Below are 20,648 nucleotides of genomic sequence, written 5' to 3' on the forward strand. Positions count from 1 at the left end.
TAAACTCACTGTTGGTCTTATGCTTCTGTGGCTTTTAGGCCAGATAGCCCGGATATTAGACGTTAGCCGGAGCTGTTCTGCCTTTAATCCGACCGGTGCTCATGAGACCATCGTAATGGCGCATCAGCAGCTGGCTTTCTATTTGCTGGAGCGTATCCAGGATAACGCCCACCATGATCAGCAGGGAAGTACCACCAAAGAAGGTAGCAAAGTTGCTGTTGATATTCACAGCGGCTGCAACACCTGGAAGGATACCAACCATTGCCAGGAAGAATGCACCTGGAAGGGTGATACGATCCATTACAGCGCCGATGTAATCAGCGGTAGCCTGACCAGGTTTAACACCAGGTACGAAACCGTTGTTACGTTTCATTTCATCCGCCATCTGGGTCGGATTGAATATCAGGGCAGTATAGAAATAAGTGAACACAATTACCAGTACAGCATAAATCAGATTGTACCAGCCATTTGTGTGGTCACTGAAGATACGAATGAAGCCAGAGTTGCTGTCAGTAGCGAAACCGATAGCTGTAGCCGGAATAAACATGATCGCCTGTGCAAAGATGATCGGCATTACACCAGCAGCGTTTACTTTCAGTGGAATGAACTGACGAACACCGCCGAATTGTTTGTTACCAACAATACGTTTTGCATAGTTTACCGGGATCTTACGGGTACCTTGTACCAGCAGGATCAGACCGATAGTGATCAGTACGAATACAGCCAGCTCTATCAGGAACAGCATTGCACCACCATTGCTCTGCGCATTTCTGGAGGAGAACTCCTGAATGATCGCCTGAGGGAGACGGGCAAGGATGCCGACCATGATTATGATAGAAGTACCGTTACCAATACCTTTGTCTGTGATTTTCTCACCCAGCCACATTACAAACAGGGTACCTGCTGTAAGTACGACAGTGGTAGTCAGCCAGAAGAAAGCTGCACCGTATTCCGGGATTATTGAACCTGCAGACTGCTGTCTCAGGAAGGCAACATATGCACTTGCCTGCAGACCAGTCACAATCACTGTCAGTATACGGGTATACTGATTAATCTTTTTTCTACCGCTTTCACCTTCTTTTTGTAATTTCTGAAAATAAGGCACGGCAATTGTAAGCAGTTGTATGGCTATGGATGCAGAGATATAGGGCATAATGCCGAGAGCAAAAATGGAAGCCCTGGAGAAGGAACCACCTGCGAACATGTTGAATAGTCCAAGGATACCCTTTTCAGACTTGTTGGCAAACTCTCCCATACCCAAACTGTTGGCATCAATACCGGGTAACGCGATATAGGATCCTACACGATAGATGAGGACAAGAAGCAATGTAGTGAGAATGCGGCTACGCAAATCCTCGATGCTCCAGATATTCTTAATCGTTTCGATAAATTTCTTCACAGGAAGATGAATGTTTAATATTCAAAATTTCATCCCGTTTGAGGCGGGACCAAATTCCGAACAGGCATTAGCTGCTATCCAGTAACTCCGGCCGGGATTTGTGTTGTTTTCTCTGGCTTGATAAAATGTGAAAAGACGCACTACTGCGTAGGCGTCTCCTCAGTCGTGAAATCTTTATACCAGCTCTACCGTTCCACCCGCTGCTTCTATCAGCTGCTTGGCTTTTTCGCTGATCGCATTCACTTTTGCGGTTACTTTAGCCTTCAGTTCTCCCTGACCCAGGATCTTCACTTTCGCAGTCCTGTTGATCAACCCGTTAATGTACAGGTTTTCCAGAGAGAAATCCTGGAGACCATATTTTTCAACCAGGTGGTCGATCTGACCGATGTTGAACACCTGATATTCAGTTGGATTTAAGCTCTTGAAACCACGTTTTGGCATACGACGCTGAATTGGCATCTGACCACCTTCGTGACCTCTTTTGCTCTGATAACCAGCACGTGACTGACCACCTTTATTACCTTTTGTGGAAGTACCACCTTTACCGGATGCTTCACCACGACCAAGGCGCTTCTCTTTATGTACGGAACCCTGTGCAGGTTGTAACGTATGCAGATTCATTATTAATTGTTTTACTTACGCGGAAATTAACCGCTCGCTTTAAATGTAATATTATTTCGTAAGTATCCGATATAAATGTAGGATAATTTTCCGGCTAATAAAATTATTAAGCCTGCTCTCCTTCAACTTTTACCAGATGATTTACCTTACGCACCATACCCAGAATCTGGGGGGTAGCTTCCACTTCTACAGTGGCGTTCAGTTTTTTCAGTCCCAGCGCCTTCAGGGTCAGCTTCTGACGTTCAGGACGGTCTATACCACTTTTTACCTGGGTGATCTTGATCTTTGCCATTGTTATTTGAATTAGCACTTTACAATTGCCGGGAAAGGATCTTCCACCCCGTTAACTGGATAGTGTTATTATCCGTTAAATACTTTCTTCAGTGATACGCTTCTGGTTTTAGCTATCTGAACCGGCTCACGCAGGAGACCCAGTGCTTTGAATGTAGCTTTTACCACGTTATGAGGGTTAGCAGAACCCAGTGATTTTGCCAGAACGTCGGTGATACCTGCGCTTTCCAGTACGGCACGCATAGAACCTCCCGCGATCACACCAGTACCATGAGCAGCTGGCTTGATCAACACCTTAGCAGCACCTTCTTTAGCTAACTGATCGTGAGGAATAGTACCATGCATTACAGGGACTTTGATAAGGTTTTTCTTAGCATCGTCGATACCTTTAGTGATAGCTTCCTGCACTTCTTTAGCCTTACCCAGACCGTGTCCTACTACACCGTGCTCATTACCTACTACTACCAGGGCAGAAAAACTGAAAGTACGTCCGCCTTTAGTTGTTTTGGTAACACGGTTGATAGCCACAACCTTTTCTTTCAGCTCAAGGTCACCAGCCTTTACTTTATTAAATGTATTCTTTGCCATTTTGTTATTTGCGAATTACGATTTAATCAATTTGATTTAGAATTGAAGGCCACCTTCTCTGGCGCCATCAGCCACGCTTTTTACGCGACCATGATACAGATAACCACCACGATCAAAAATGCAGGTAGTAATACCCAGATTTTTTGCTTTAGTAGCAAGAGCAGCACCTACGAGTTTGGATTTCTCGGATTTGGTACCTTTCTGTGCCTGGATATCTTTATCACGGGAAGAAGCAGCAGCCAGAGTAACGCCGTTAGCGTCATCTATCAATTGCACGTAAATGTCGCTATTGCTGCGAAATACAGATAATCTCGGCTTCTGTGAACTACCTACAGACTTTTTACGGATGCGGTAGCGGATCTTCTGTCTCCTATTAACTTTTGTGCTCATTTCTGATTTTATTTTAATCATTCCGATACTGCCGGAATGTTGTTGAATTAGCTAATCAACGGCACGCGCTGATTAGCTAATTAAAATTATTTACCTGCAGACTTACCTGCTTTCTTACGAACCACTTCATCGCTATAGCGAACACCTTTACCTTTGTAAGGCTCTGGTTTACGCAGGCTACGGATTTTAGCGGCTACCTGACCCAGCAGCTGGTTATCAATACCTTCCAGCATGATCTTAGGGTTAGAACCTTTTTCAGTCAGAGTAGCTACTTTCAGTTCTTTAGGGATTTCAATCACGATATTGTGAGAGTAACCTAAAGACAGGTCCAGCAGTTGACCCTGGTTAGCGGCTTTATAACCCACACCGACAAGTTCCAGTTGTTTTTTGAAACCTTCAGTTACACCGATCACCATGTTGTTGATCAATGCACGGTACAGACCATGCAGTGCACGGTGACGGATCTGGTCAGTCGGACGAACTACTGTCAGAACGCCATCTTTCACCTCTATTGTGATATCCCTGTCGATGATCCTTTTCAGTTCACCTTTAGGACCTTTTACAGTCAGTTCATTAGCAGCAGAAACAGTAGCTGTCACACCACTCGCTAATTTGATAGGACTTTTACCTATACGAGACATAATTGCAGTTTTTTACTGTTATGTTGAATTGCCGGATCCTCCAGTGTTCAGCCCCGTATAGAAAGCTTAATTGTCAGAAGGCCCATTTGGTTTGGCCTGTTACCGATAACTGAGCAGATACTCTGTCAGGATCTGTACAGCACCATATATATTAATAGACGAAGCAAACGAGCTCGCCGCCTACATTTTGTGCTTTAGCTTCTTTATCGGTCATTACACCTTTAGAAGTGGAAACGATAGCGATACCCAGACCGTTCTTAACACGTTTAAAATCACCAGGCTTAGCGTACTGGCGTAAACCAGGACGGCTGATACGCTGCATATCAGTGATAGCAGGTACTTTAGTCTGAGGATCATATTTCAGCGCTATCTTGATAACACCTTGTTTGTTATCTTCTTCGAATTTGTACTTCAGGATATAACCTTTGTCGTACAGTATCTCAGTGATACGTTTTTTCAGTTTTGAGGCAGGAATTTCCACAATCCTGTGAGTGGCCATTTGCGCGTTCCGGATTCTGGTCAGGAAGTCTGCTATTGGATCAGTAACCATTGTCTTTAAAATTTAAAAACGATTTACAATGCGATATCCAATCAGTAATAGATAGGAAGATCAAAAAACTTTTGCCTGTTTCCGATTGTCCGGCCTGCACTGCAGGTGGGAACAATCGCTGGTGTCGGCTTACCAGCTAGCTTTTCTTACGCCAGGGATTTTACCAGCCAGTGCCAGATCGCGGAACATGTTACGACACATACCGAAGTGACGCATGTAACCTTTTGGACGACCGGAAAGCTGACATCTGTTGTGCAGGCGAACAGGAGATGCATTTCTTGGGAGCTGGTCCAGTTCAGCGTAGTTACCTTCTGCTTTCAGAGCGGCACGCTTTTCTGCGAACTTAGCAACCAGTGCTTGTCTCTTTCTTTCGCGAGCTTTTACGGATTCTCTTGCCATGATGAATTGATGATTCCAGTTATAAATTCCAAATTCCAAATCCCGGATAGGGTTTGGAATTTGCTATCTGATTATTGATTATCCTTCTTGATATTCTTGAACGGCATACCCAGTTCTTTCAGAAGCTCATAAGCTTCTTCGTTGGTCTGAGCCGTAGTAACGAAAGTGATATCCATACCGGAGATCTTAGTTACTTTATCGATATCGATCTCAGGGAAAATGATCTGCTCAGTGATACCCAGGGTATAGTTACCGCGGCCATCGAAAGCTTTTTCATTCACACCTTTGAAGTCACGTACACGAGGCAGGGATACTGCGATCAGACGATCCAGGAAGTCATACATATTGTTACCACGCAGAGTTACGCGGGCACCAATCGGCATGTGCTTTCTCAGTTTGAAGTTAGAGATATCTTTTTTAGATAAGGTAGCGATCGCTTTCTGACCGGAGATACGGGTCATCTCATCAACAGCAATATCTACCAGTTTCTTATCTCCAACAGCGCCATTGATACCCTGGTTCAGACAGATCTTTGTCAGACGTGGTACCTGCATTACGCTCTTGTAGTTAAATTTCTTGTGCAGTGTGCTTACCACTTCTTCGCGGTATTTTTTCTGCAGTCTGGGTGTATATGTAGTGTTTGCCATTATTTAATTACCTCCCCTGATTTTTTAGCGATACGAACTAATTTACCATTTTCGCGCTGCCTGTTAACTTTGGTAGGTTTACCAGCCTTAGCATCCCACAACATTACATTGGAAATAGCGATAGGTGCCTCCTGCTTAACAATACCACCTTTGGTGTTCTGCGCAGTTGGTTTGGTATGTTTGGTGATGATGTTCACACCTTCAACCAGAATGCGTGCCTTGTCAGGGATCACTTCCAGCACTTTGCGTGGCTTGGTCCTGTCCTTGTCATCACCGGCAATCACCACTACCGTGTCGCCTTTCTTAATGTTGAACTTAGGCTTGAATCTCGTTTTCATTATTTGTTTATTTAAAACGCCAAGCGAAACACCGGTTCCGCTTGATTAAAATTTTCGTTTTTGAAACGGGCTGCAAAGATATGCATTCAAGCTGAAAGCACAAAGCCTAAAGTTTTTTACTTCGGGCTTTATGCTTTCCGCTTGTATAAGGCTTTGATTTACAGCACCTCGGGAGCCAGAGAGATAATCTTCATGTATCCCTTATCGCGCAGCTCACGGGCAACCGGACCGAAAATACGGGTACCGCGTGGCTCGTCAGAGTTGTTCAGCAATACAACGGCATTATCGTCGAAACGGATATAAGATCCGTCTTTACGGCGCAGCTTGTTTTTAGTTCTAACGATAACAGCTTTGGTTACCATACCTTTCTTTACGCCACCGCCTGGGATTGCATCTTTCACCGTCACTACGATCTTGTCACCCACTTTAGCGTAATCCTGGCCGGAGTTGCCTAATACCCTAATACACAGCACCTCTTTGGCACCACTGTTATCAGCTACATTCAGCCTTGATTCTTGTTGTATCATCTTATGAGATTGTTAAGTTGTTTAATCAGCGGCTACAACCGGGAATGCCGGATGGAGCTTGAAACAGATAATTATTTTACCTTTTCGATAACTTCTACCAGTCTCCAGCATTTGTTTTTGCTCAGAGGACGAACTTCCATGATTCTTACGGTATCGCCGATGCTGCACTCGTTTTGCTCGTCGTGCGCCATGAACTTGGTAGTTTTCTTAACGAATTTACCATAGATTGGGTGCTTCACCTTACGCTCAACGCTAACGGTGATTGTTTTATCCATCTTATTGCTGGATACCACGCCAGTTCTGGTTTTTCTTAATTTTCTTTCGATCATTGTTGAAAGTATTTACTCTTTAACCCTCCCGTTTTACCGGCAGGGCTAATGAATTTTATTATTTAGGCTTTTGCGCCGAGTTCTCTTTTACGCTGCTCGGTTTTCAGCTGTGCGATCTGACGTCTGAGAGAGCGGATGCTCATTGGATTCTCAATTGGCGTGATTGCGTGACTGAATGTGATTTTCTTCAGGCGTAATTGCTCTTCAGAGAGTTTCTCTTTCAGCTCCTGGTCGCTTAAGCCTTTAAGATCCAGTTTATCTTTTGCCATTGTATTTTATTTCTGGTTTATCGTTTATAGTTTATCTCTTTGCGTTTGCATTCCTGCGGGTTGCGGGGATTATGCAACGTAATCGGGACGCACTACAAATTTCACTTTAATAGGCAGTTTCTGTGCAGCCAGTTCCATTGCTTCTTTTGCTACCTGTAATGGAACACCATCCGCTTCAAATAAGATGCGGCCTGGTTTTACTACAGCAGCCCAATGATCTGGAGCACCTTTACCTTTACCCATCCTCACTTCCAGTGGTTTGGCGGTAATAGATTTATCCGGGAATATGCGGATCCACACGTTACCTTCACGTTTCATATGCCTGGTCAGAGCAACCCTGGCAGCTTCAATCTGCCTATCGGTGATCCACTTAGGTTCTAATGCTTTCAGACCGAAACTACCAAAGGAGATTGCCGCGCCACGCTTAGCGTTACCTTTGATGCGGCCTTTATGCATCTTCCTGTGTTTCGTTCTCTTTGGCTGTAACATCTTGGTATGTTGTTAATTGTTAATGTTAAATTGTTAAGTAAGCTTATCTGCGACCGCCACCACGGTTATCACCGCCTCTTCTGTCACCACCACGGTTATCACCGCCTCTTCTGTCGCCGCCACGGTTGTCACCGCCTCTTCTGTCACCACCACCGGTACGTCCACCACCTTCGCCATCTTTAGCAGAAATAGCGTTAGGATTCAGGTCACGCTCACCGAGTACTTCACCTTTACAGATCCATACTTTGATACCGATTTTACCGTATACTGTCAGAGCGAACAGGGAAGCATAGTCGATATCCATACGGTAAGTATGCAATGGAACACGACCCTGTTTCATTTCTTCAGAACGAGCAATCTCAGCACCACCCAGACGACCACCTACTTTTATCTTGATACCTTCAGCACCCATTCTCAGCGCAGTAGCGATAGCCATTTTAATCGCACGTTTATAGTTGATACGGCTTTCGATCTGCTTAGCGATGGTTTCAGCTACGATATTTGCATCGATCTCAGGACGACGGATTTCCAGAATGTTGATCTGTACGTCTTCCTTAGATGTCAGTTTCTTCAGTTCTTCCTTGATGCGGTCTACCTCTCCACCACCTTTACCTATGATGATACCAGGTTTAGATGTATGAATGGTGATGATCAGTTTACCTAAAGTTCTTTCAATCACTATCCTGGAGATGCCACCTTTATTGATACGGGCATTCAGGTAAGTTCTGATCTTGTTATCTTCGATCAGTTTGGTAGCATAATCTTTTTTGCCACCATACCAATTGGAGTCCCATCCTCTGATGATACCTAACCTGTTACCAATAGGATTTGTTTTCTGACCCATGTTCTGGTTTATTTGTCTATTAGATAAATAGTTTTAGTTTCTTTTATTTTGCTTCCACTGCAGGACGGCTATCAACAACAAGTGTTACGTGGTTGCTTCTTTTACGAACGCGATAACCTCTACCCTGTGGAGCCGGACGCATTCTTTTCAGGATACGGCCGCCATCAACGAAGATGGTTTTAACCTGCAGATTAGCATCTTCTACTCTTGTGCCTTCGTTCTTCACTTTCCAGTTAGCGATAGCAGACAACAGCAGTTTTTCCAACGGAACGCTGGGATGCTTTGGATGGAACTTCAAAATATTCAGAGCTTTTTCCACATCCAGACCACGGATCAGGTCCGCCAGCAAACGCATTTTGCGGGTAGATGTCGGATTATTATTAAGCTTAGCTACTGCTTCCATTTTCTATTATAATTTGATATTTGAGGTTCGAAGTTTGGGGTTTAGAGGTAAGTCAAAACCCTAAACTTTAAACTTCAAACGATTTACTACATTTTCTTGTTAGCGTGTCCTTTAAAGTTGCGGGTTGGCGCGAATTCACCCAGTTTGTGACCTACCATGAACTCAGTCACGTAAACAGGGATGAATTTGTTACCATTGTGTACCGCAAATGTGTGGCCTACAAAATCAGGCGTGATTGTAGAACGACGGCTCCAGGTCTTGATAACAGTACGCTTGGTGCCTTCATTCATTTTCACAACTTTCTGCTCTAATTTCTGGTCAACGTAAGGACCTTTTTTTATGGAACGACCCATGTCTTGTTGTTTTTATTCCAGATCGCTTTATACAGTTCCGCTTTTGCGTTGCTGCGTCAGCGGAACTGCTAAGGCGTTAAGTATTATAATTTCTTACCGTTTTTCCTGCTGATGATCAGTTTATCAGAGCTCTTATGCGATTTTCTGGTTTTCAGACCTTTCGCATATTTACCTGTTCTGGATCTTGGGTGACCACCTGAAGATTTACCTTCACCACCACCCATCGGGTGATCCACTGGGTTCATCGCAACACCTCGGTTACGAGGCTTGATACCTCTCCAACGGTTAGCACCTGCTTTACCGATAGACTGCAGTGCGTGATCCGAGTTAGAAACTGTACCTACAGTTGCAGCACAAGTGATCAACACTTTACGCAGCTCACCAGAAGGCATTTTCAGTACTGCATACTTTTCTTCCTTGTTGGACAGCTGAGCATAAGTACCGGCGCTTCTCGCGATAGCACCACCTCTGCCAGGCTGTAATTCGATGTTGTGAACAACAGTACCTAAAGGCATGTTTTTCAGCACCAGCGCGTTACCAACTTCAGGAGCAGCATCGGAACCGCTTAATACGGTTGCACCAACCTGCAGACCCTGAGGAGCCAGGATGTAACGTTTTTCACCATCTGCATAACTCAGCAGAGCGATGAATGCGCTACGGTTTGGATCGTATTCGATAGTCTTAACTGTAGCTGGAATATTGTGCTTGTCGCGTTTGAAGTCTATGATACGGTAGTGTTGTTTGTGACCGCCACCAATGTAGCGCATAGATCTTCTACCCTGTACGTTTCTACCGCCGGACTTCTTGATAGGCTCCAGCAGGCTTTTTTCAGGGGTATCCGTGGTCAGCTCAGCGAACGCGTTGCCTATTTTCCAACGGGTACCGGCTGTCATCGGTTTGTATTTCTTCAGTGCCATGATCTAGTGTTCGTTTAACTAGGTTCTGTTTATTAAAAAGTGATCTGCATATACATCCATCATCCTGTGTTTAGCAGGAATGAGCACTATATGTTAGCATACAGATCTATAGTTTCTCCTTGAGCCAGTGTAACAACAGCTTTCTTGTAAGAAGGCTTTTTACCGGCGATGAAGCCTGCTTTAGTAAAGCGCTGTTTAGCCTTACCTGGCATTACGGCAGTATTCACTTCAGCTACGGTTACACCGTAGAATTCTTCCACTGCTTTTTTGATCTCCAGTTTGTTGGATTTCTTATCTACGATGAAGTAGTAGCGGTTGAATTTATCAGTGGCTTTGTTCACTTTTTCACTAACCACCGGTTTGATTAAAACGTCTGAAAGTCTCATCTTTTATAGCTTTGAGTTGCGGCTAACCGCAAGCTTGTGTTTGGTAATATTGACAATTAAGCTTCTACTGGCTCTTCAGTGAAGATCTTAGCTGCACTCTCTGTGAACACCAGAACATTGCTGTTCATGATTTCGTAAGTGTTGATATCGCTCAACATCACGCTATCCACAGTAGGAATGTTTCTCAGAGACAGGTAAACATTATCGTTATACTCTGGCAGTACGAATAAAGTCTTACGGCCAGATACATTTACTTTCAGATTGTTCAGGATACCTGCAAACGCTTTGGTTTTTGGTGTATCCAGTGTCAGATCTTCAACTACGATGATGCTGTTCTCTTTAGCTTTAGTAGACAGAGCAGAGATCTTTGCGAGATCTTTTACTTTTCTGTTCAGCTTGATGTCATATTTATGTGGCTTAGGACCGAAGATGGTACCACCACCTTTATACAGTGGGTTACGGATGTTACCTTTACGGGAACCACCAGTACCTTTCTGTTTGTGCAGTTTGCGGGAAGCACCCTTCACTTCAGCTCTGGTCTTAACCTTGTGAGTACCCTGACGCTGTGCGGCCAGATACTGTTTTACTGCCAGGTAAATAACGTGGTTATTAGGCTCCACACCGAAAATCTCCTCAGGAAGCTCAATAGTCCTGCCGGTTTTCTTACCTTCTTTATTTAAAATATCAACTTGCATGTTACTTCTGGATTAAAACGATTGAACCATTGTGGCCGGGAACGGAACCACTTACCAGGATATAATTCTTTTCAGCGAATATCTTCACGATCTTCAGACCTTTCACTTTCACTTGTTCGTTACCAGTCTGACCTGCCATGCGCATACCCTTGAAAACGCGGGAAGGATAAGAGGAACCACCCACAGAACCAGGAGCTCTGCTTCTGTCGTGCTGACCGTGTGTAGCTTCACCCACACCGGAGAATCCATGGCGTTTAACAACACCCTGGAAACCTTTACCTTTAGAGGTACCGACTACATCGATAGTTTCGCCTTCTGCAAATATTTCGGTGGTAATGGTCTCACCAAGAGCTTTTTGTACATCCGGGTTGCGGAACTCTTTTACAAATCTTTTAGGGGAGGTGCTTGCTTTCGCGAAGTGATTAAGTTCAGCTTTGGGAGTGTTCTTTTCTTTCTTCTCACCAAATGAAACTTGAATAGCGTTGTACCCATCAGTTTCTACTGTCTTTACCTGAGTTACAACGCAAGGACCGGCTTCGATAATAGTAACAGCAGTCTGTCTACCATTTTGGTCGAAGATGCTGGTCATGCCGATCTTTTTACCAATAATACCTTTCATTACTATATATATTTTGCCCAGCGCCTGGGGGTGGATCTAGCTATCCCCAGGATGAGCGGTTTAAATGCTTTATTGGGTGGCCACCCAGAAGGCGTGACCGATATTTCTTAAAGTGTTGTTTTCCAATCCGGTTCGGGTGATTCAGTACCCAAACCAGGCAACAACCAGTATTAAATCAAATCAGGCAGACCTTTCGTCTACCTGGCTGATGTCCTACGCTTTAATTTCTACTTCAACACCGGAAGGTAAATCGAGCTTGCTCAGCGCGTCTACTGTTCTGGAAGAAGAAGTGTAGATATCCAGCAAACGTTTGTGCGTGCACAACTGGAACTGCTCACGTGCCTTCTTATTAACGTGCGGTGAACGCAGCACCGTAAAAATTTTCTTTTCTGTTGGTAAAGGAATTGGACCTGTTACCACGGCACCCGTGTTACGCACGGTTTTAACGATCTTCTCAGCAGATTTATCTACCAGATTGTGATCGTAGGACTTCAGCTTGATTCTAATTCTCTGAGACATATGCAATGAACTTCTTCTTGTTTTTACCCTTACAAATTGGGAGGGCAAAGGTAACCCGTTTTTTTTACTTCACAAATAATTTTGTGGAAAAATAATTAGGTCGCGCACACCAAGCCCGGGGAGACCGGCCTTATGCACAAAAGAAGTGATGTGGTGAGGATCAGCAAAATACTGTTTTTCAATAAAATACCAAAAAAACGTTGTCCACGCTGCCAGGTCAGCCGTAGTAAAGGATTTACGCCACTATTTACACATCCTAACAGACCGAAAAGACAGCGCTTTTGTTGCACAGCCGGGTCATTTATAGGAGAAATATCACCTTATAGGGATTATAAAGGCATTTTCCGGCGGCTGACAATAAGCCCCCATAGGAGTTACCAACATCCTTTATCAGCGATCCATCCAGTTAAATCTATTGCCCTACAGCTTCCCTACGCCTTACTTCCTGTTTACTGCTCACTTGCTGTATTCAGCCCCTCATAAACTACCTGAAGCCCCAAAAAACATGTTATCTGACCTGCCCGCCGTCCTAAAACCATAGTACCTTTTACGCGCATAGCCCCTACTCCATTCTCAGTTATCTGAAAAATGAAAGAATGGGCTTTATAGTAGTACGTCATATGCCAACCGGAAAAGTAGTTGCGGATAAGATGCATGTTATAAAAAAACAGGCTATTGGTGAAGTAGTTGTTAATTTCCCTCAGTCTGGCAATAGTGGCAAAGTCTGTCTACGCTCATAATCCTCCTCCCAAACCATCCTAAAATGAAACAGGCCTCCGGGGAACCGGTGGCCTGTCCTGTCTGGGAATGCAATAAGCAATATTTCTCAACCTGTCAAAACTCAGATGGGTAAATTCCCCAATAATGAATTCAGCAAGTTCAGAACTAAAGCCAATAACTGGTTCAATAAATCCATAGTTTGTTGAGGTTTTTCATAAGGTTAAGCCTACTCTGTTGCTTGGTTTTCGGCAATCCCAAATGCTACCCACCATACAGGAGCATGAATGTAATTTACCTGCATGCATGGAATTAGCAAACTGTCATTTCGTTCATTATCAACGCATTTGGAAGCAAAAACGCAGTGAACAAAAATGAACAGAAGATTTCAAAATGAACGGTTGAGTTGCATAAAAATGAACAAACGAAATATACCGTGCCCACTACACCTGATCCCCCCTGTCAGTGCCGGAAATCAGCTCATTCCATACCTGCCAGACTAAACGATTGCCAATGACAACTCCGGCAGACTCATTCATCACCCATCAATGATGGAATAAACAAAATCTGGCAATACCTGTATGTTGAGGTGAATAATATGGGGATTGAGATAAAAGAGAAGTGTGGAAATCTGTCTGCAAGCTCAGTCATATATCTCCAGATGAACATGCTGTTCAAGTCGGACCAACTGAATGATATACTTCCCCTCCGTTATACCTGAGTAAACTGCAGAATTGTTTATAAGCGTTGGCAGAAAGCGGCCGCACATATCCCAGATGGACAGAACTGCCCTATAAAAATACTTTCCCATTATTTATCCTGTTGTAATAAGCGCAATATCAGCAAGAGAATGGCGATGACATATTTGTATACTTCAGGTATATATTATCCCGCCGATATTCCAATTCGACGGAAACAGTTAAAAGAACGAAGATTACCTTACCTATACCAGATACCGTTGAAGTAATGGCAGATATCAGTTCTGCCTAAAAAGGGAGGCTTATCGCTGTCGGCATCTTATCATATACACTTTAATAACTATTTGAAAGAGAAGAAATATTCAAAACTTCGGGTAACTACTTGCAGATATCATATCACTCAAACATCCGGATACAAACTCTGTGGCACTATAACATATGAAACCGGATAAGGTCACACTATCATCGTTATAAAAAAGCGAAGAGCCTCCGACTCAGAGAGGCTCTTCAATAATTTGGATCAGTTTAACCTCGTGGCAGGTAAACTAGTCCCGGGAACTTGGGGGAATAATTTAAAATTACAGACCTCCCAGAAGAGAATTCAGCAACGCGATGATAGTTGCCAGTAATTGATTCAACAGATCCATTACTTTACGTTTTGGTGGTTAGTACCTACTCTTTTCTTGGTTTTCGGTAATCCCAAAGGAGATGATCATCTGGTCCTGAAGTAAAATTAACCTGCTCCTGTAAAATCACCATATTCACTTTCGTTCACTTTCAATCAATTAGATCATTTTGTTCAAATCGAAGTCTGCTATAAAATGAACAACACTACTCCCGCCTTTCATCAAGTGAACAAAGTACCCCCCATAAAAAAGCCCCGGCTTTCGCCAGGGCTCAACAATTTCAAATGTTTGTGGAATTACAAACTTCTTAATACAGTTCTCAGAAATCCAATGACTGCAGAGAGGATGGAGGATGTCATAAATACTCGTTTAACAAGGGTGTCACGCCTACTCTATTATTGGTTTTCGGCAAATCCCAGTTTACAGCGAAGATTCTTCCCTGCCAACAGGATAAAGATAAATTCTGATCACCATTAAAAAGTTGTTCATTCCTATTCATTATCAAGCAGTTCATTCAGCGTGTTCAAAATGAGCCTGCCCTGATAAACTCCCTGCATTCACCTCCTATTTACCCATCTCCTCACGCATGATCGCACGCGCTTTCGCAGTAGGCAGGAAAATCTGGAAACCCAGTCCGAAGTTCAACTGATGTGAAGTAGTAGAATTACCGCCACCAATAATCACATCATACTTTACCAACGCATCCAATGCCACATTTGGTGTGATGAAATAAGATAAACCCGGACCAACTCCCAACTGCACTCCATTGGTAGACGCACCGCTCGCCGGATTACTTCCGCCAAAACCCGCGTTTGCCTCACCAAAGAAACGTACACGTTTAGAAAACTCCATCTTACGGATGTTCTTGTCCTGGAAATAATAACGCGCCAATGCCCCCACTCCATAATCTACGTTCGTACCATTTCCTCCCGTTGTCTGTACGCCCAGATTAACATATGCTCCCAGCGCAAGATCATCCTTGATGAAATACGCCAGCTTAGGGTTTACAGTGACATGGAAAATAGTACTCTCCTTCTGGAAATTAAAACCGAAATCAGTAATGTCAGATCCTACCATCAGGTTTCCTTTCTGGGTCTGGGCAAAAGCAGTACTGCCGATGAATAAAGCAATCAGCGCAAGGGTTAAGAGACGAATTTTTTTCATGTTCTGAATTTTAATTGAATAAATACTTGCCATCAAAAATTATAAATGCCCTTTACAAGGGAGCTTTTGGAAACATTACACTATGACTTCTAATGGGTTAAAAGGGGACAACTCACGCAACCCAAATTTGGTGCCATTCAGCTGCTACATCGACAAAACTTATTGACAATGAATAAAATAACTCTATAAAATGCATAAATAACGGTCACAAACAAGGAATGCTGTATATGTTCCTACACAAATTTGTAACTAAAAGAAAAACAATTAATAAGAGAAGGGGTTCAGTAGCGCACAAACAATTTAAACAAAGGGCTTTCTGCGGAATAATGTCAGCACATACTCCTATCATGAAGACAATCGGTCCCAATACAGGCAATCACCGCGTCACTTATACCAAATAAAAAAGGGACGCCTTGACGGCATCCCTTTTTCTATAAGTCTGATAAATGAATCTGAAATTAGTCAGCGTTCACTTTACCTTTTGTTTTTGCAATTTCCTCTTCAGCGATGCTGTTTGGAGCTGCAGAGTAGTGAGAGAATTCCATGATGGAAGTCGCACGACCAGATGACATTGAACGCAGCTGAGTTACATAGCCGAACATTTCTTTCAGCGGAACTTTAGCTTTGATCACCTGTACACCATTTCTCATTTCCATACCTTCCAGCATACCACGACGACGGTTCAGGTCACCTGTTACGTCACCCATGTACTGGTCAGGAGTCTGTACTTCAACTTTCATGATTGGCTCCAGCAGAACTGGTTTCGCCTTACGGCCAGCCTCACGGAAAGCTGCTCTTGCACAAAGCTCGAATGATACTGCATCGGAGTCAACCTGGTGGAAGGAACCATCAAACAGACGAACCTTCAGATTATCCAGCGGATAGCCAGCCAGTACACCCTGGTTCATTGCAGATTCGAAACCTTTCTGTACCGGAGGTACGAACTCTTTTGGAATGGAACCACCGAAGATATCGTTGATGAACTGGAACGTTTTACCGTCGTTCTCTTTCAGCCATTCTGGATCAGCAGGTCCGATCTCAACCTGGATATCAGCGAATTTACCACGACCACCAGTCTGTTTCTTATAAACTTCACGGTGTGTAACAACGCCGGTGAATGCTTCTTTGAACGCAACCTGAGGTGCACCCTGGTTAACTTCTACCTTGAACTCGCGACGCATACGGTCAACGATGATTTCCAGGTGAAGCTCACCCATACCGCTCAATACGGTCTGGCCGGTTTCTTCATCAGTTTTTGCTTTCAGGGTAGGATCTTCTTCTACCAGTTTCGCGATTGCAAGACCCATTTTATCCATGTCAGCCTGAGTTTTTGGCTCGATAGCGATGTGGATTACAGGCTCTGGGAATGTCATAGACTCTAGAACAATCGGATGATCTTCATTACACAGGGTATCACCTGTTTTGATATCTTTAAAACCTACAGCAGCACCGATATCACCAGCTTCGATGAAATCGATCGGATTCTGCTTGTTGGCGTGCATCTGCATGATACGGCTGATACGCTCGTTCTTACCTGTACGTGTGTTCAGAACATAAGAACCTGCATCCAGGTGACCGGAATAAGCCCGGAAGAACGCCAGACGACCTACGAAAGGATCGGTCATAATCTTGAACGCCAGTGCAGAGAATGGTTCTTTTGCATCTGGTTTACGCTCGATCTCAGCGCCAGTGTCAGGATTTGTACCTTTTACTGCTTCGATATCCAGTGGAGAAGGCAGGTAACGGCAAACCGCATCCAGCATCTTCTGAACACCTTTGTTCTTGAAGGAAGAACCACACAGCATCGGAATGATAGCGATATCGATAGTAGCCTTACGGATAGCTTCGTGGATCTCAGCTTCAGAGATTGAATTTGGATCTTCGAAGAATTTCTCCATCAGGTTGTCATCATACTCAGCAACTGCTTCTACCAGTTTAGCTCTCCACTCTTCTGCCTCATCTTTCATGTCAGCAGGAATTTCAATCTCCTGGTAAGTAGCACCTTTACCTTCTTCGTCCCAGATAATACCTTTCATAGTGATCAGGTCAACCACACCTTTGAAAGTATCTTCAGCACCGATAGGGAGCATCAGCGGAACAGGGTTAGCACCCAGCATTTCCTTCACCTGTTTTACCACGTTCAGGAAGTCAGCACCAGCACGGTCCATTTTGTTAACGAAACCGATACGTGGTACACGGTAACGGTTAGCCTGACGCCATACGGTCTCAGACTGTGGTTCTACACCAGATACGGCGCAGAACAATGCTACCAGACCATCCAGTACACGCAGGGAACGTTCTACCTCAACGGTGAAGTCCACGTGACCCGGAGTGTCGATGATGTTGAATTTGTACTCTTTAGTGTCTGGCTGAAGCTTTCCCTGTGTAGTCGGGAATTTCCAGAAACAAGTAGTAGCAGCAGATGTGATGGTAATACCTCTCTCCTGCTCCTGTGCCATCCAGTCCATGGTGGCAGCACCTTCGTGCACTTCCCCTATTTTGTGGGATTTACCTGTGTAGTACAGGATACGCTCTGTGGTAGTGGTTTTACCGGCATCAATGTGCGCCGCAATACCAAAGTTTCTTTGAAATTTTAAGTCTGCCATAATATTAAAATGACTGTATTACTAATGCAATTTGGGGGGCAAAGGTAAATGATTTTTACCAATAAATAAAATGGGTTGATTTACCAAATCATTATTTAAGAATTCCTTTACAGAAAGGGCTTTACCCCACAATTAACGGCGCAAAGGTAATCCAATTTTACCACCTTACCAGCGATCTGCTACTACACTGAAAACCAATTGTCCATTCCGCCCGACCGGTTTTAATAATAATCCCGCCAGCCAGGAACTTGCTATTGCATTTTTTTGCCCTTTAAAACATATTTGTATATGTGCTTGTTAATGTCCTGAACCCCATACTATTGATTTATTGTAGCTGTACTGTCATACGTGAATGCTTTTACCGTTGTCATTAATTCACCCCCTAACATATCTTTAAATGAAGATTATCCACAAACAGCTCCTCCTGTTGTGTCTTGCTGCCGGTGGCGTACCCACCGCAAGAGCGCAGCTGCTCAACAGACAGGTCAACGCCAGTACAGGCGGAGGAGGCCCCGCAGGGTCTTATATCTTCCAGTACACCGTCGGCGAAATTACCGTCAGCTCCCTGCAGAAATCAGCCATATTGCTGACCCAGGGCTTCCATCAGGCAGAAGAGCTTCCTCCAAACCCAGCAGGTGCAGAAGTAGTTGTCAACCTCATTCTTTACCCAAACCCGGTTTCTACTACTCTTAAGCTCCAGTTCGACATGCTGTCCAACAACCCCGTTGTTTTTTTCATTGTCAATAGCAGCGGGCAGGTCGTTCATCAGGAAAGCAGGTCATATGGCGCCGGTAAAGTGCTGATCACACTGCCAGTCACCAGGTTTGCCGCCGGTATCTACACCGTAGTGCTGAAAGCAGGCGGTCACATGTATGAAGAGAAACTGGTGATCCAATAACCCCAAAAAGCAAGATCATGAAGAAAAATTTTACACTATGGCTCTGTGTCGCCGGACTGCTCGCCCATAGCGGATCGATGGCACAGGTAAAGGGTATCAAAACCATCAATACCGGCGCCGCATTCCTGCTCGTCAATCCCGATGCACGCAGCAGTGGTACAGGTGATGCCGCAACAGGACTTGAACCCAATGCAAATGCCTTGTTCGCAAACGCCGCCAAGATCGTCTTCGCCGACGATTGGGGTGTCAGCGCCTCCTACTCCCCCTGGATGTGGGACCTCAACAATAGCGATCAGCGGACCAACATGGGCTATGTTTCCGCCTTCAAAAATTTCAAGGATAATACAGAAGGTATCGGCGTCTCCATGCGGTACTTCACCAACGGAACGATCATTTTCAGAGATGATAACGGCACCGAACTGCAACGGTATAAACCCAGAGAATACGCTATAGACGCAACGTACGCCCGTAAACTCGGCGCACGCTACTCACTGGCCATCAGCCTCCGTTATATCAGAAGTGATCTCGGACAGGGCAGCTTTAACGGATTACAACAAAATCCGGCCAGCGCTGTAGCTGGTGATATCGCCCTCTATTCCCAGAATTATGGCAAAAGTGATCCCGCAGGTAACCGCTATTCGTGGGGTATTGCCTTCACCAACATAGGATCCAAGCTGAATTATACGGATGATAGCGACCGTAAAGCCTTCCTTCCCGCTAATCTGCGCATAGGCGGTGGATACACCTTCGTGAATACAGTAGAACACCAGTTCACCATTCTGGCAGATGTCAATAAACTACTGATTCCCACTCCACCGAAATATGCACTGGATGCTAATGGACAACCCACCGGCGAAATCATCGAGGGTAAAGATCCGGACCGCAGTATGACAGAAGCACTCTTTACCTCCTTCTGGGACGCTCCGGGCGGTTTTCAGGAAGAAATCAGAGAGTTTACAGTTTCCGGCGGACTCGAATACACTTACCAACATCAGCTGTTTATCCGTACAGGTTACTTCTATGAACATCCCCAGAAAGGATACCGGCAACACTTTGCAGCCGGCATAGGCACCTGTATTAAAGGTGTATCTCTGGACATGGCTTATATTATGCCTACGGCAAATAGCCTGTATCAGCGCAAGACCCTGAAATTTACCATCGCTTATCATGTAGGCGGCGGCTCCAGACAATAATCCCATTCTATCAATCACATATTAACTCCAACATATGAAACCGTACGCTTTACTGATTGCGTTATTCTTTTCCGGGCTCGGCGTCAGCATAGCTCAGGAACGTACCAGAGACAAACTATTCCCGCACTTTAATGAGGACATTGCCAAAATGAAGCAAAAGGAGAATAAGTTAAAGGCAGCTCCTCAACCCCAGAATACTCGTTCTACCAAAGAACAGCTATTCACAGATTACCGTCCTCAAACTACCAAAACGCGTAGCAGCAGGGTACTGAATGCTAAAAAAACAGCTGGTAAAAATACTTCTGATGTAAGCGAAGCAGACGCAGCAAAGGATATAAAGTCTAAGCAGCTGAAACTACCGGCTCCTGTTGAAGTACCTACACAGGGTAATGCACAGGAAAATCTGAATGCTCCGGCACATAGTCAGACCGGTACCATCACACCGGCTCCCGGCAATACTGTAAAACCAGCTACCAAAGCTCCCACTACCGCGCCTGTGAATAAATCATTCCAACGCGCGAGACAATAACCC

Annotated in this window: 27 protein-coding genes; 3 read left to right on the forward strand and 24 right to left on the reverse strand. The window is 44.4% G+C overall.

Annotated elements, in window-relative coordinates:
• Positions 1-55: 55 nt before the first annotated feature.
• From secY to fusA, 24 genes are all read right to left on the reverse strand, one after another.
• The gene (gene secY / locus FEF09_RS07365) at positions 56-1,399 is read right to left on the reverse strand and encodes a preprotein translocase subunit SecY (RefSeq protein ID WP_012789307.1); all 1,344 of its coding nucleotides are present in this window, start codon (positions 1,397-1,399) and stop codon (positions 56-58) included.
• Positions 1,400-1,573: 174 nt separating this feature from the next.
• Positions 1,574-2,020 carry a 50S ribosomal protein L15 gene (gene rplO, locus FEF09_RS07370; protein ID WP_012789306.1) on the reverse strand — a complete coding sequence of 149 codons (447 nt, stop codon included), beginning with the start codon at positions 2,018-2,020 and terminating at the stop codon, positions 1,574-1,576.
• Positions 2,021-2,126: 106 nt separating this feature from the next.
• A complete protein-coding gene (gene rpmD, locus FEF09_RS07375) occupies positions 2,127-2,312 on the reverse strand; it encodes a 50S ribosomal protein L30 (RefSeq protein ID WP_012789305.1) in 186 nt (61 codons plus the stop codon).
• A 68-nt stretch (positions 2,313-2,380) separates the two neighbouring features.
• Positions 2,381-2,899 carry a 30S ribosomal protein S5 gene (gene rpsE / locus FEF09_RS07380; protein ID WP_012789304.1) on the reverse strand — a complete coding sequence of 173 codons (519 nt, stop codon included), beginning with the start codon at positions 2,897-2,899 and terminating at the stop codon, positions 2,381-2,383.
• A 36-nt stretch (positions 2,900-2,935) separates the two neighbouring features.
• On the reverse strand, positions 2,936-3,289 hold the full coding sequence (rplR, locus tag FEF09_RS07385) for a 50S ribosomal protein L18 (RefSeq protein WP_146304512.1): 354 nt from the start codon (positions 3,287-3,289) through the stop codon (positions 2,936-2,938).
• Between the two features lie 86 nt (positions 3,290-3,375).
• Positions 3,376-3,930, reverse strand: coding sequence for a 50S ribosomal protein L6 (gene rplF / locus FEF09_RS07390; RefSeq protein ID WP_146304513.1), 555 nt, complete (start codon positions 3,928-3,930; stop codon positions 3,376-3,378).
• A gap of 151 nt (positions 3,931-4,081) precedes the next feature.
• A complete protein-coding gene (gene rpsH / locus FEF09_RS07395; RefSeq protein WP_146304514.1) occupies positions 4,082-4,480 on the reverse strand; it encodes a 30S ribosomal protein S8 in 399 nt (132 codons plus the stop codon).
• 129 nt (positions 4,481-4,609) lie between these two features.
• Entirely contained in the window at positions 4,610-4,879 is a 270-nt protein-coding gene (gene rpsN, locus FEF09_RS07400; protein ID WP_012789300.1) for a 30S ribosomal protein S14, read from the reverse strand.
• A 71-nt stretch (positions 4,880-4,950) separates the two neighbouring features.
• The gene (gene rplE / locus FEF09_RS07405; protein ID WP_146304515.1) at positions 4,951-5,526 is read right to left on the reverse strand and encodes a 50S ribosomal protein L5; all 576 of its coding nucleotides are present in this window, start codon (positions 5,524-5,526) and stop codon (positions 4,951-4,953) included.
• A complete protein-coding gene (rplX, locus tag FEF09_RS07410) occupies positions 5,526-5,864 on the reverse strand; it encodes a 50S ribosomal protein L24 (RefSeq protein WP_012789298.1) in 339 nt (112 codons plus the stop codon). The genes rplE and rplX overlap by 1 nt, the downstream gene beginning before the upstream one ends.
• A 158-nt stretch (positions 5,865-6,022) precedes the next feature.
• Positions 6,023-6,391, reverse strand: coding sequence for a 50S ribosomal protein L14 (gene rplN, locus FEF09_RS07415; protein ID WP_012789297.1), 369 nt, complete (start codon positions 6,389-6,391; stop codon positions 6,023-6,025).
• Between the two features lie 71 nt (positions 6,392-6,462).
• Complete coding sequence (gene rpsQ, locus FEF09_RS07420) at positions 6,463-6,720, reverse strand: 30S ribosomal protein S17 (protein WP_012789296.1); 258 nt, start codon at positions 6,718-6,720, stop codon at positions 6,463-6,465.
• Positions 6,721-6,782: 62 nt separating this feature from the next.
• A complete protein-coding gene (gene rpmC, locus FEF09_RS07425; RefSeq protein ID WP_012789295.1) occupies positions 6,783-6,989 on the reverse strand; it encodes a 50S ribosomal protein L29 in 207 nt (68 codons plus the stop codon).
• 69 nt (positions 6,990-7,058) lie between these two features.
• Positions 7,059-7,478, reverse strand: coding sequence for a 50S ribosomal protein L16 (gene rplP / locus FEF09_RS07430; protein ID WP_012789294.1), 420 nt, complete (start codon positions 7,476-7,478; stop codon positions 7,059-7,061).
• Positions 7,479-7,521: 43 nt separating this feature from the next.
• Positions 7,522-8,322: a 30S ribosomal protein S3 gene (rpsC, locus tag FEF09_RS07435; RefSeq protein WP_012789293.1), complete on the reverse strand. Its 801-nt coding sequence runs from the start codon at positions 8,320-8,322 to the stop codon at positions 7,522-7,524.
• Positions 8,323-8,365: 43 nt separating this feature from the next.
• Positions 8,366-8,725: a 50S ribosomal protein L22 gene (gene rplV, locus FEF09_RS07440; protein WP_012789292.1), complete on the reverse strand. Its 360-nt coding sequence runs from the start codon at positions 8,723-8,725 to the stop codon at positions 8,366-8,368.
• Between the two features lie 86 nt (positions 8,726-8,811).
• The gene (rpsS, locus tag FEF09_RS07445) at positions 8,812-9,078 is read right to left on the reverse strand and encodes a 30S ribosomal protein S19 (protein WP_012789291.1); all 267 of its coding nucleotides are present in this window, start codon (positions 9,076-9,078) and stop codon (positions 8,812-8,814) included.
• 83 nt (positions 9,079-9,161) lie between these two features.
• Positions 9,162-9,995, reverse strand: a complete 834-nt coding sequence (gene rplB / locus FEF09_RS07450) for a 50S ribosomal protein L2 (protein WP_012789290.1) — start codon at positions 9,993-9,995, stop codon at positions 9,162-9,164.
• Between the two features lie 86 nt (positions 9,996-10,081).
• Positions 10,082-10,381: a 50S ribosomal protein L23 gene (gene rplW / locus FEF09_RS07455; RefSeq protein ID WP_089809394.1), complete on the reverse strand. Its 300-nt coding sequence runs from the start codon at positions 10,379-10,381 to the stop codon at positions 10,082-10,084.
• A 56-nt stretch (positions 10,382-10,437) separates the two neighbouring features.
• Positions 10,438-11,076, reverse strand: a complete 639-nt coding sequence (gene rplD / locus FEF09_RS07460; RefSeq protein WP_012789288.1) for a 50S ribosomal protein L4 — start codon at positions 11,074-11,076, stop codon at positions 10,438-10,440.
• A gap of 1 nt (position 11,077) precedes the next feature.
• Positions 11,078-11,695 (reverse strand): 50S ribosomal protein L3, encoded by a 618-nt coding sequence (gene rplC, locus FEF09_RS07465; protein WP_012789287.1) that lies wholly within the window; start codon positions 11,693-11,695, stop codon positions 11,078-11,080.
• Between the two features lie 213 nt (positions 11,696-11,908).
• Entirely contained in the window at positions 11,909-12,214 is a 306-nt protein-coding gene (rpsJ, locus tag FEF09_RS07470; protein ID WP_012789286.1) for a 30S ribosomal protein S10, read from the reverse strand.
• Between the two features lie 2,605 nt (positions 12,215-14,819).
• Positions 14,820-15,419, reverse strand: coding sequence for an outer membrane beta-barrel protein (locus tag FEF09_RS07475; protein WP_146304516.1), 600 nt, complete (start codon positions 15,417-15,419; stop codon positions 14,820-14,822).
• A gap of 458 nt (positions 15,420-15,877) precedes the next feature.
• The gene (gene fusA / locus FEF09_RS07480) at positions 15,878-18,025 is read right to left on the reverse strand and encodes an elongation factor G (RefSeq protein ID WP_222596932.1); all 2,148 of its coding nucleotides are present in this window, start codon (positions 18,023-18,025) and stop codon (positions 15,878-15,880) included.
• A 397-nt stretch (positions 18,026-18,422) separates the two neighbouring features.
• On the opposite strand from fusA, the gene FEF09_RS07485 reads away from it, so the two are divergent.
• The 3 genes from FEF09_RS07485 to FEF09_RS07495 are packed head-to-tail and all read left to right on the forward strand — an operon-like array spanning position 18,423 to position 20,645.
• Entirely contained in the window at positions 18,423-18,923 is a 501-nt protein-coding gene (locus FEF09_RS07485; protein WP_146304518.1) for a T9SS type A sorting domain-containing protein, read from the forward strand.
• Positions 18,924-18,940: 17 nt separating this feature from the next.
• Positions 18,941-20,116: a type IX secretion system outer membrane channel protein PorV gene (gene porV, locus FEF09_RS07490; protein WP_146304519.1), complete on the forward strand. Its 1,176-nt coding sequence runs from the start codon at positions 18,941-18,943 to the stop codon at positions 20,114-20,116.
• Positions 20,117-20,150: 34 nt separating this feature from the next.
• Complete coding sequence (locus FEF09_RS07495) at positions 20,151-20,645, forward strand: hypothetical protein (RefSeq protein ID WP_146304520.1); 495 nt, start codon at positions 20,151-20,153, stop codon at positions 20,643-20,645.
• Positions 20,646-20,648: the final 3 nt, after the last annotated feature.

The organism is Chitinophaga pinensis, from assembly GCF_007896845.1.
Lineage (GTDB): Bacteria > Bacteroidota > Bacteroidia > Chitinophagales > Chitinophagaceae > Chitinophaga > Chitinophaga pinensis_C.

Coding starts and splice junctions, on each gene's coding strand:
- rpmC (WP_012789295.1), bottom strand. CDS start 6,989: ATGGCAAAAGATAAACTGGATCTTAAAGGCTTAAGCGACCAGGAGCTG.
- rplN (WP_012789297.1), bottom strand. CDS start 6,391: ATGATACAACAAGAATCAAGGCTGAATGTAGCTGATAACAGTGGTGCC.
- rpsH (WP_146304514.1), bottom strand. CDS start 4,480: ATGGTTACTGATCCAATAGCAGACTTCCTGACCAGAATCCGGAACGCG.
- rplE (WP_146304515.1), bottom strand. CDS start 5,526: ATGGCAAACACTACATATACACCCAGACTGCAGAAAAAATACCGCGAA.
- rpsJ (WP_012789286.1), bottom strand. CDS start 12,214: ATGTCTCAGAGAATTAGAATCAAGCTGAAGTCCTACGATCACAATCTG.
- rplB (WP_012789290.1), bottom strand. CDS start 9,995: ATGGCACTGAAGAAATACAAACCGATGACAGCCGGTACCCGTTGGAAA.
- rpmD (WP_012789305.1), bottom strand. CDS start 2,312: ATGGCAAAGATCAAGATCACCCAGGTAAAAAGTGGTATAGACCGTCCT.
- porV (WP_146304519.1), top strand. CDS start 18,941: ATGAAGAAAAATTTTACACTATGGCTCTGTGTCGCCGGACTGCTCGCC.
- rplF (WP_146304513.1), bottom strand. CDS start 3,930: ATGTCTCGTATAGGTAAAAGTCCTATCAAATTAGCGAGTGGTGTGACA.
- fusA (WP_222596932.1), bottom strand. CDS start 18,025: ATGGCAGACTTAAAATTTCAAAGAAACTTTGGTATTGCGGCGCACATT.
- rplD (WP_012789288.1), bottom strand. CDS start 11,076: ATGCAAGTTGATATTTTAAATAAAGAAGGTAAGAAAACCGGCAGGACT.
- rplR (WP_146304512.1), bottom strand. CDS start 3,289: ATGAGCACAAAAGTTAATAGGAGACAGAAGATCCGCTACCGCATCCGT.
- rpsQ (WP_012789296.1), bottom strand. CDS start 6,720: ATGATCGAAAGAAAATTAAGAAAAACCAGAACTGGCGTGGTATCCAGC.
- rpsS (WP_012789291.1), bottom strand. CDS start 9,078: ATGGGTCGTTCCATAAAAAAAGGTCCTTACGTTGACCAGAAATTAGAG.
- rpsC (WP_012789293.1), bottom strand. CDS start 8,322: ATGGGTCAGAAAACAAATCCTATTGGTAACAGGTTAGGTATCATCAGA.
- rplP (WP_012789294.1), bottom strand. CDS start 7,478: ATGTTACAGCCAAAGAGAACGAAACACAGGAAGATGCATAAAGGCCGC.
- FEF09_RS07475 (WP_146304516.1), bottom strand. CDS start 15,419: ATGAAAAAAATTCGTCTCTTAACCCTTGCGCTGATTGCTTTATTCATC.
- rpsE (WP_012789304.1), bottom strand. CDS start 2,899: ATGGCAAAGAATACATTTAATAAAGTAAAGGCTGGTGACCTTGAGCTG.
- rplO (WP_012789306.1), bottom strand. CDS start 2,020: ATGAATCTGCATACGTTACAACCTGCACAGGGTTCCGTACATAAAGAG.
- rplW (WP_089809394.1), bottom strand. CDS start 10,381: ATGAGACTTTCAGACGTTTTAATCAAACCGGTGGTTAGTGAAAAAGTG.
- FEF09_RS07485 (WP_146304518.1), top strand. CDS start 18,423: ATGAAGATTATCCACAAACAGCTCCTCCTGTTGTGTCTTGCTGCCGGT.
- rplX (WP_012789298.1), bottom strand. CDS start 5,864: ATGAAAACGAGATTCAAGCCTAAGTTCAACATTAAGAAAGGCGACACG.
- FEF09_RS07495 (WP_146304520.1), top strand. CDS start 20,151: ATGAAACCGTACGCTTTACTGATTGCGTTATTCTTTTCCGGGCTCGGC.
- rplC (WP_012789287.1), bottom strand. CDS start 11,695: ATGAAAGGTATTATTGGTAAAAAGATCGGCATGACCAGCATCTTCGAC.
- rplV (WP_012789292.1), bottom strand. CDS start 8,725: ATGGAAGCAGTAGCTAAGCTTAATAATAATCCGACATCTACCCGCAAA.
- rpsN (WP_012789300.1), bottom strand. CDS start 4,879: ATGGCAAGAGAATCCGTAAAAGCTCGCGAAAGAAAGAGACAAGCACTG.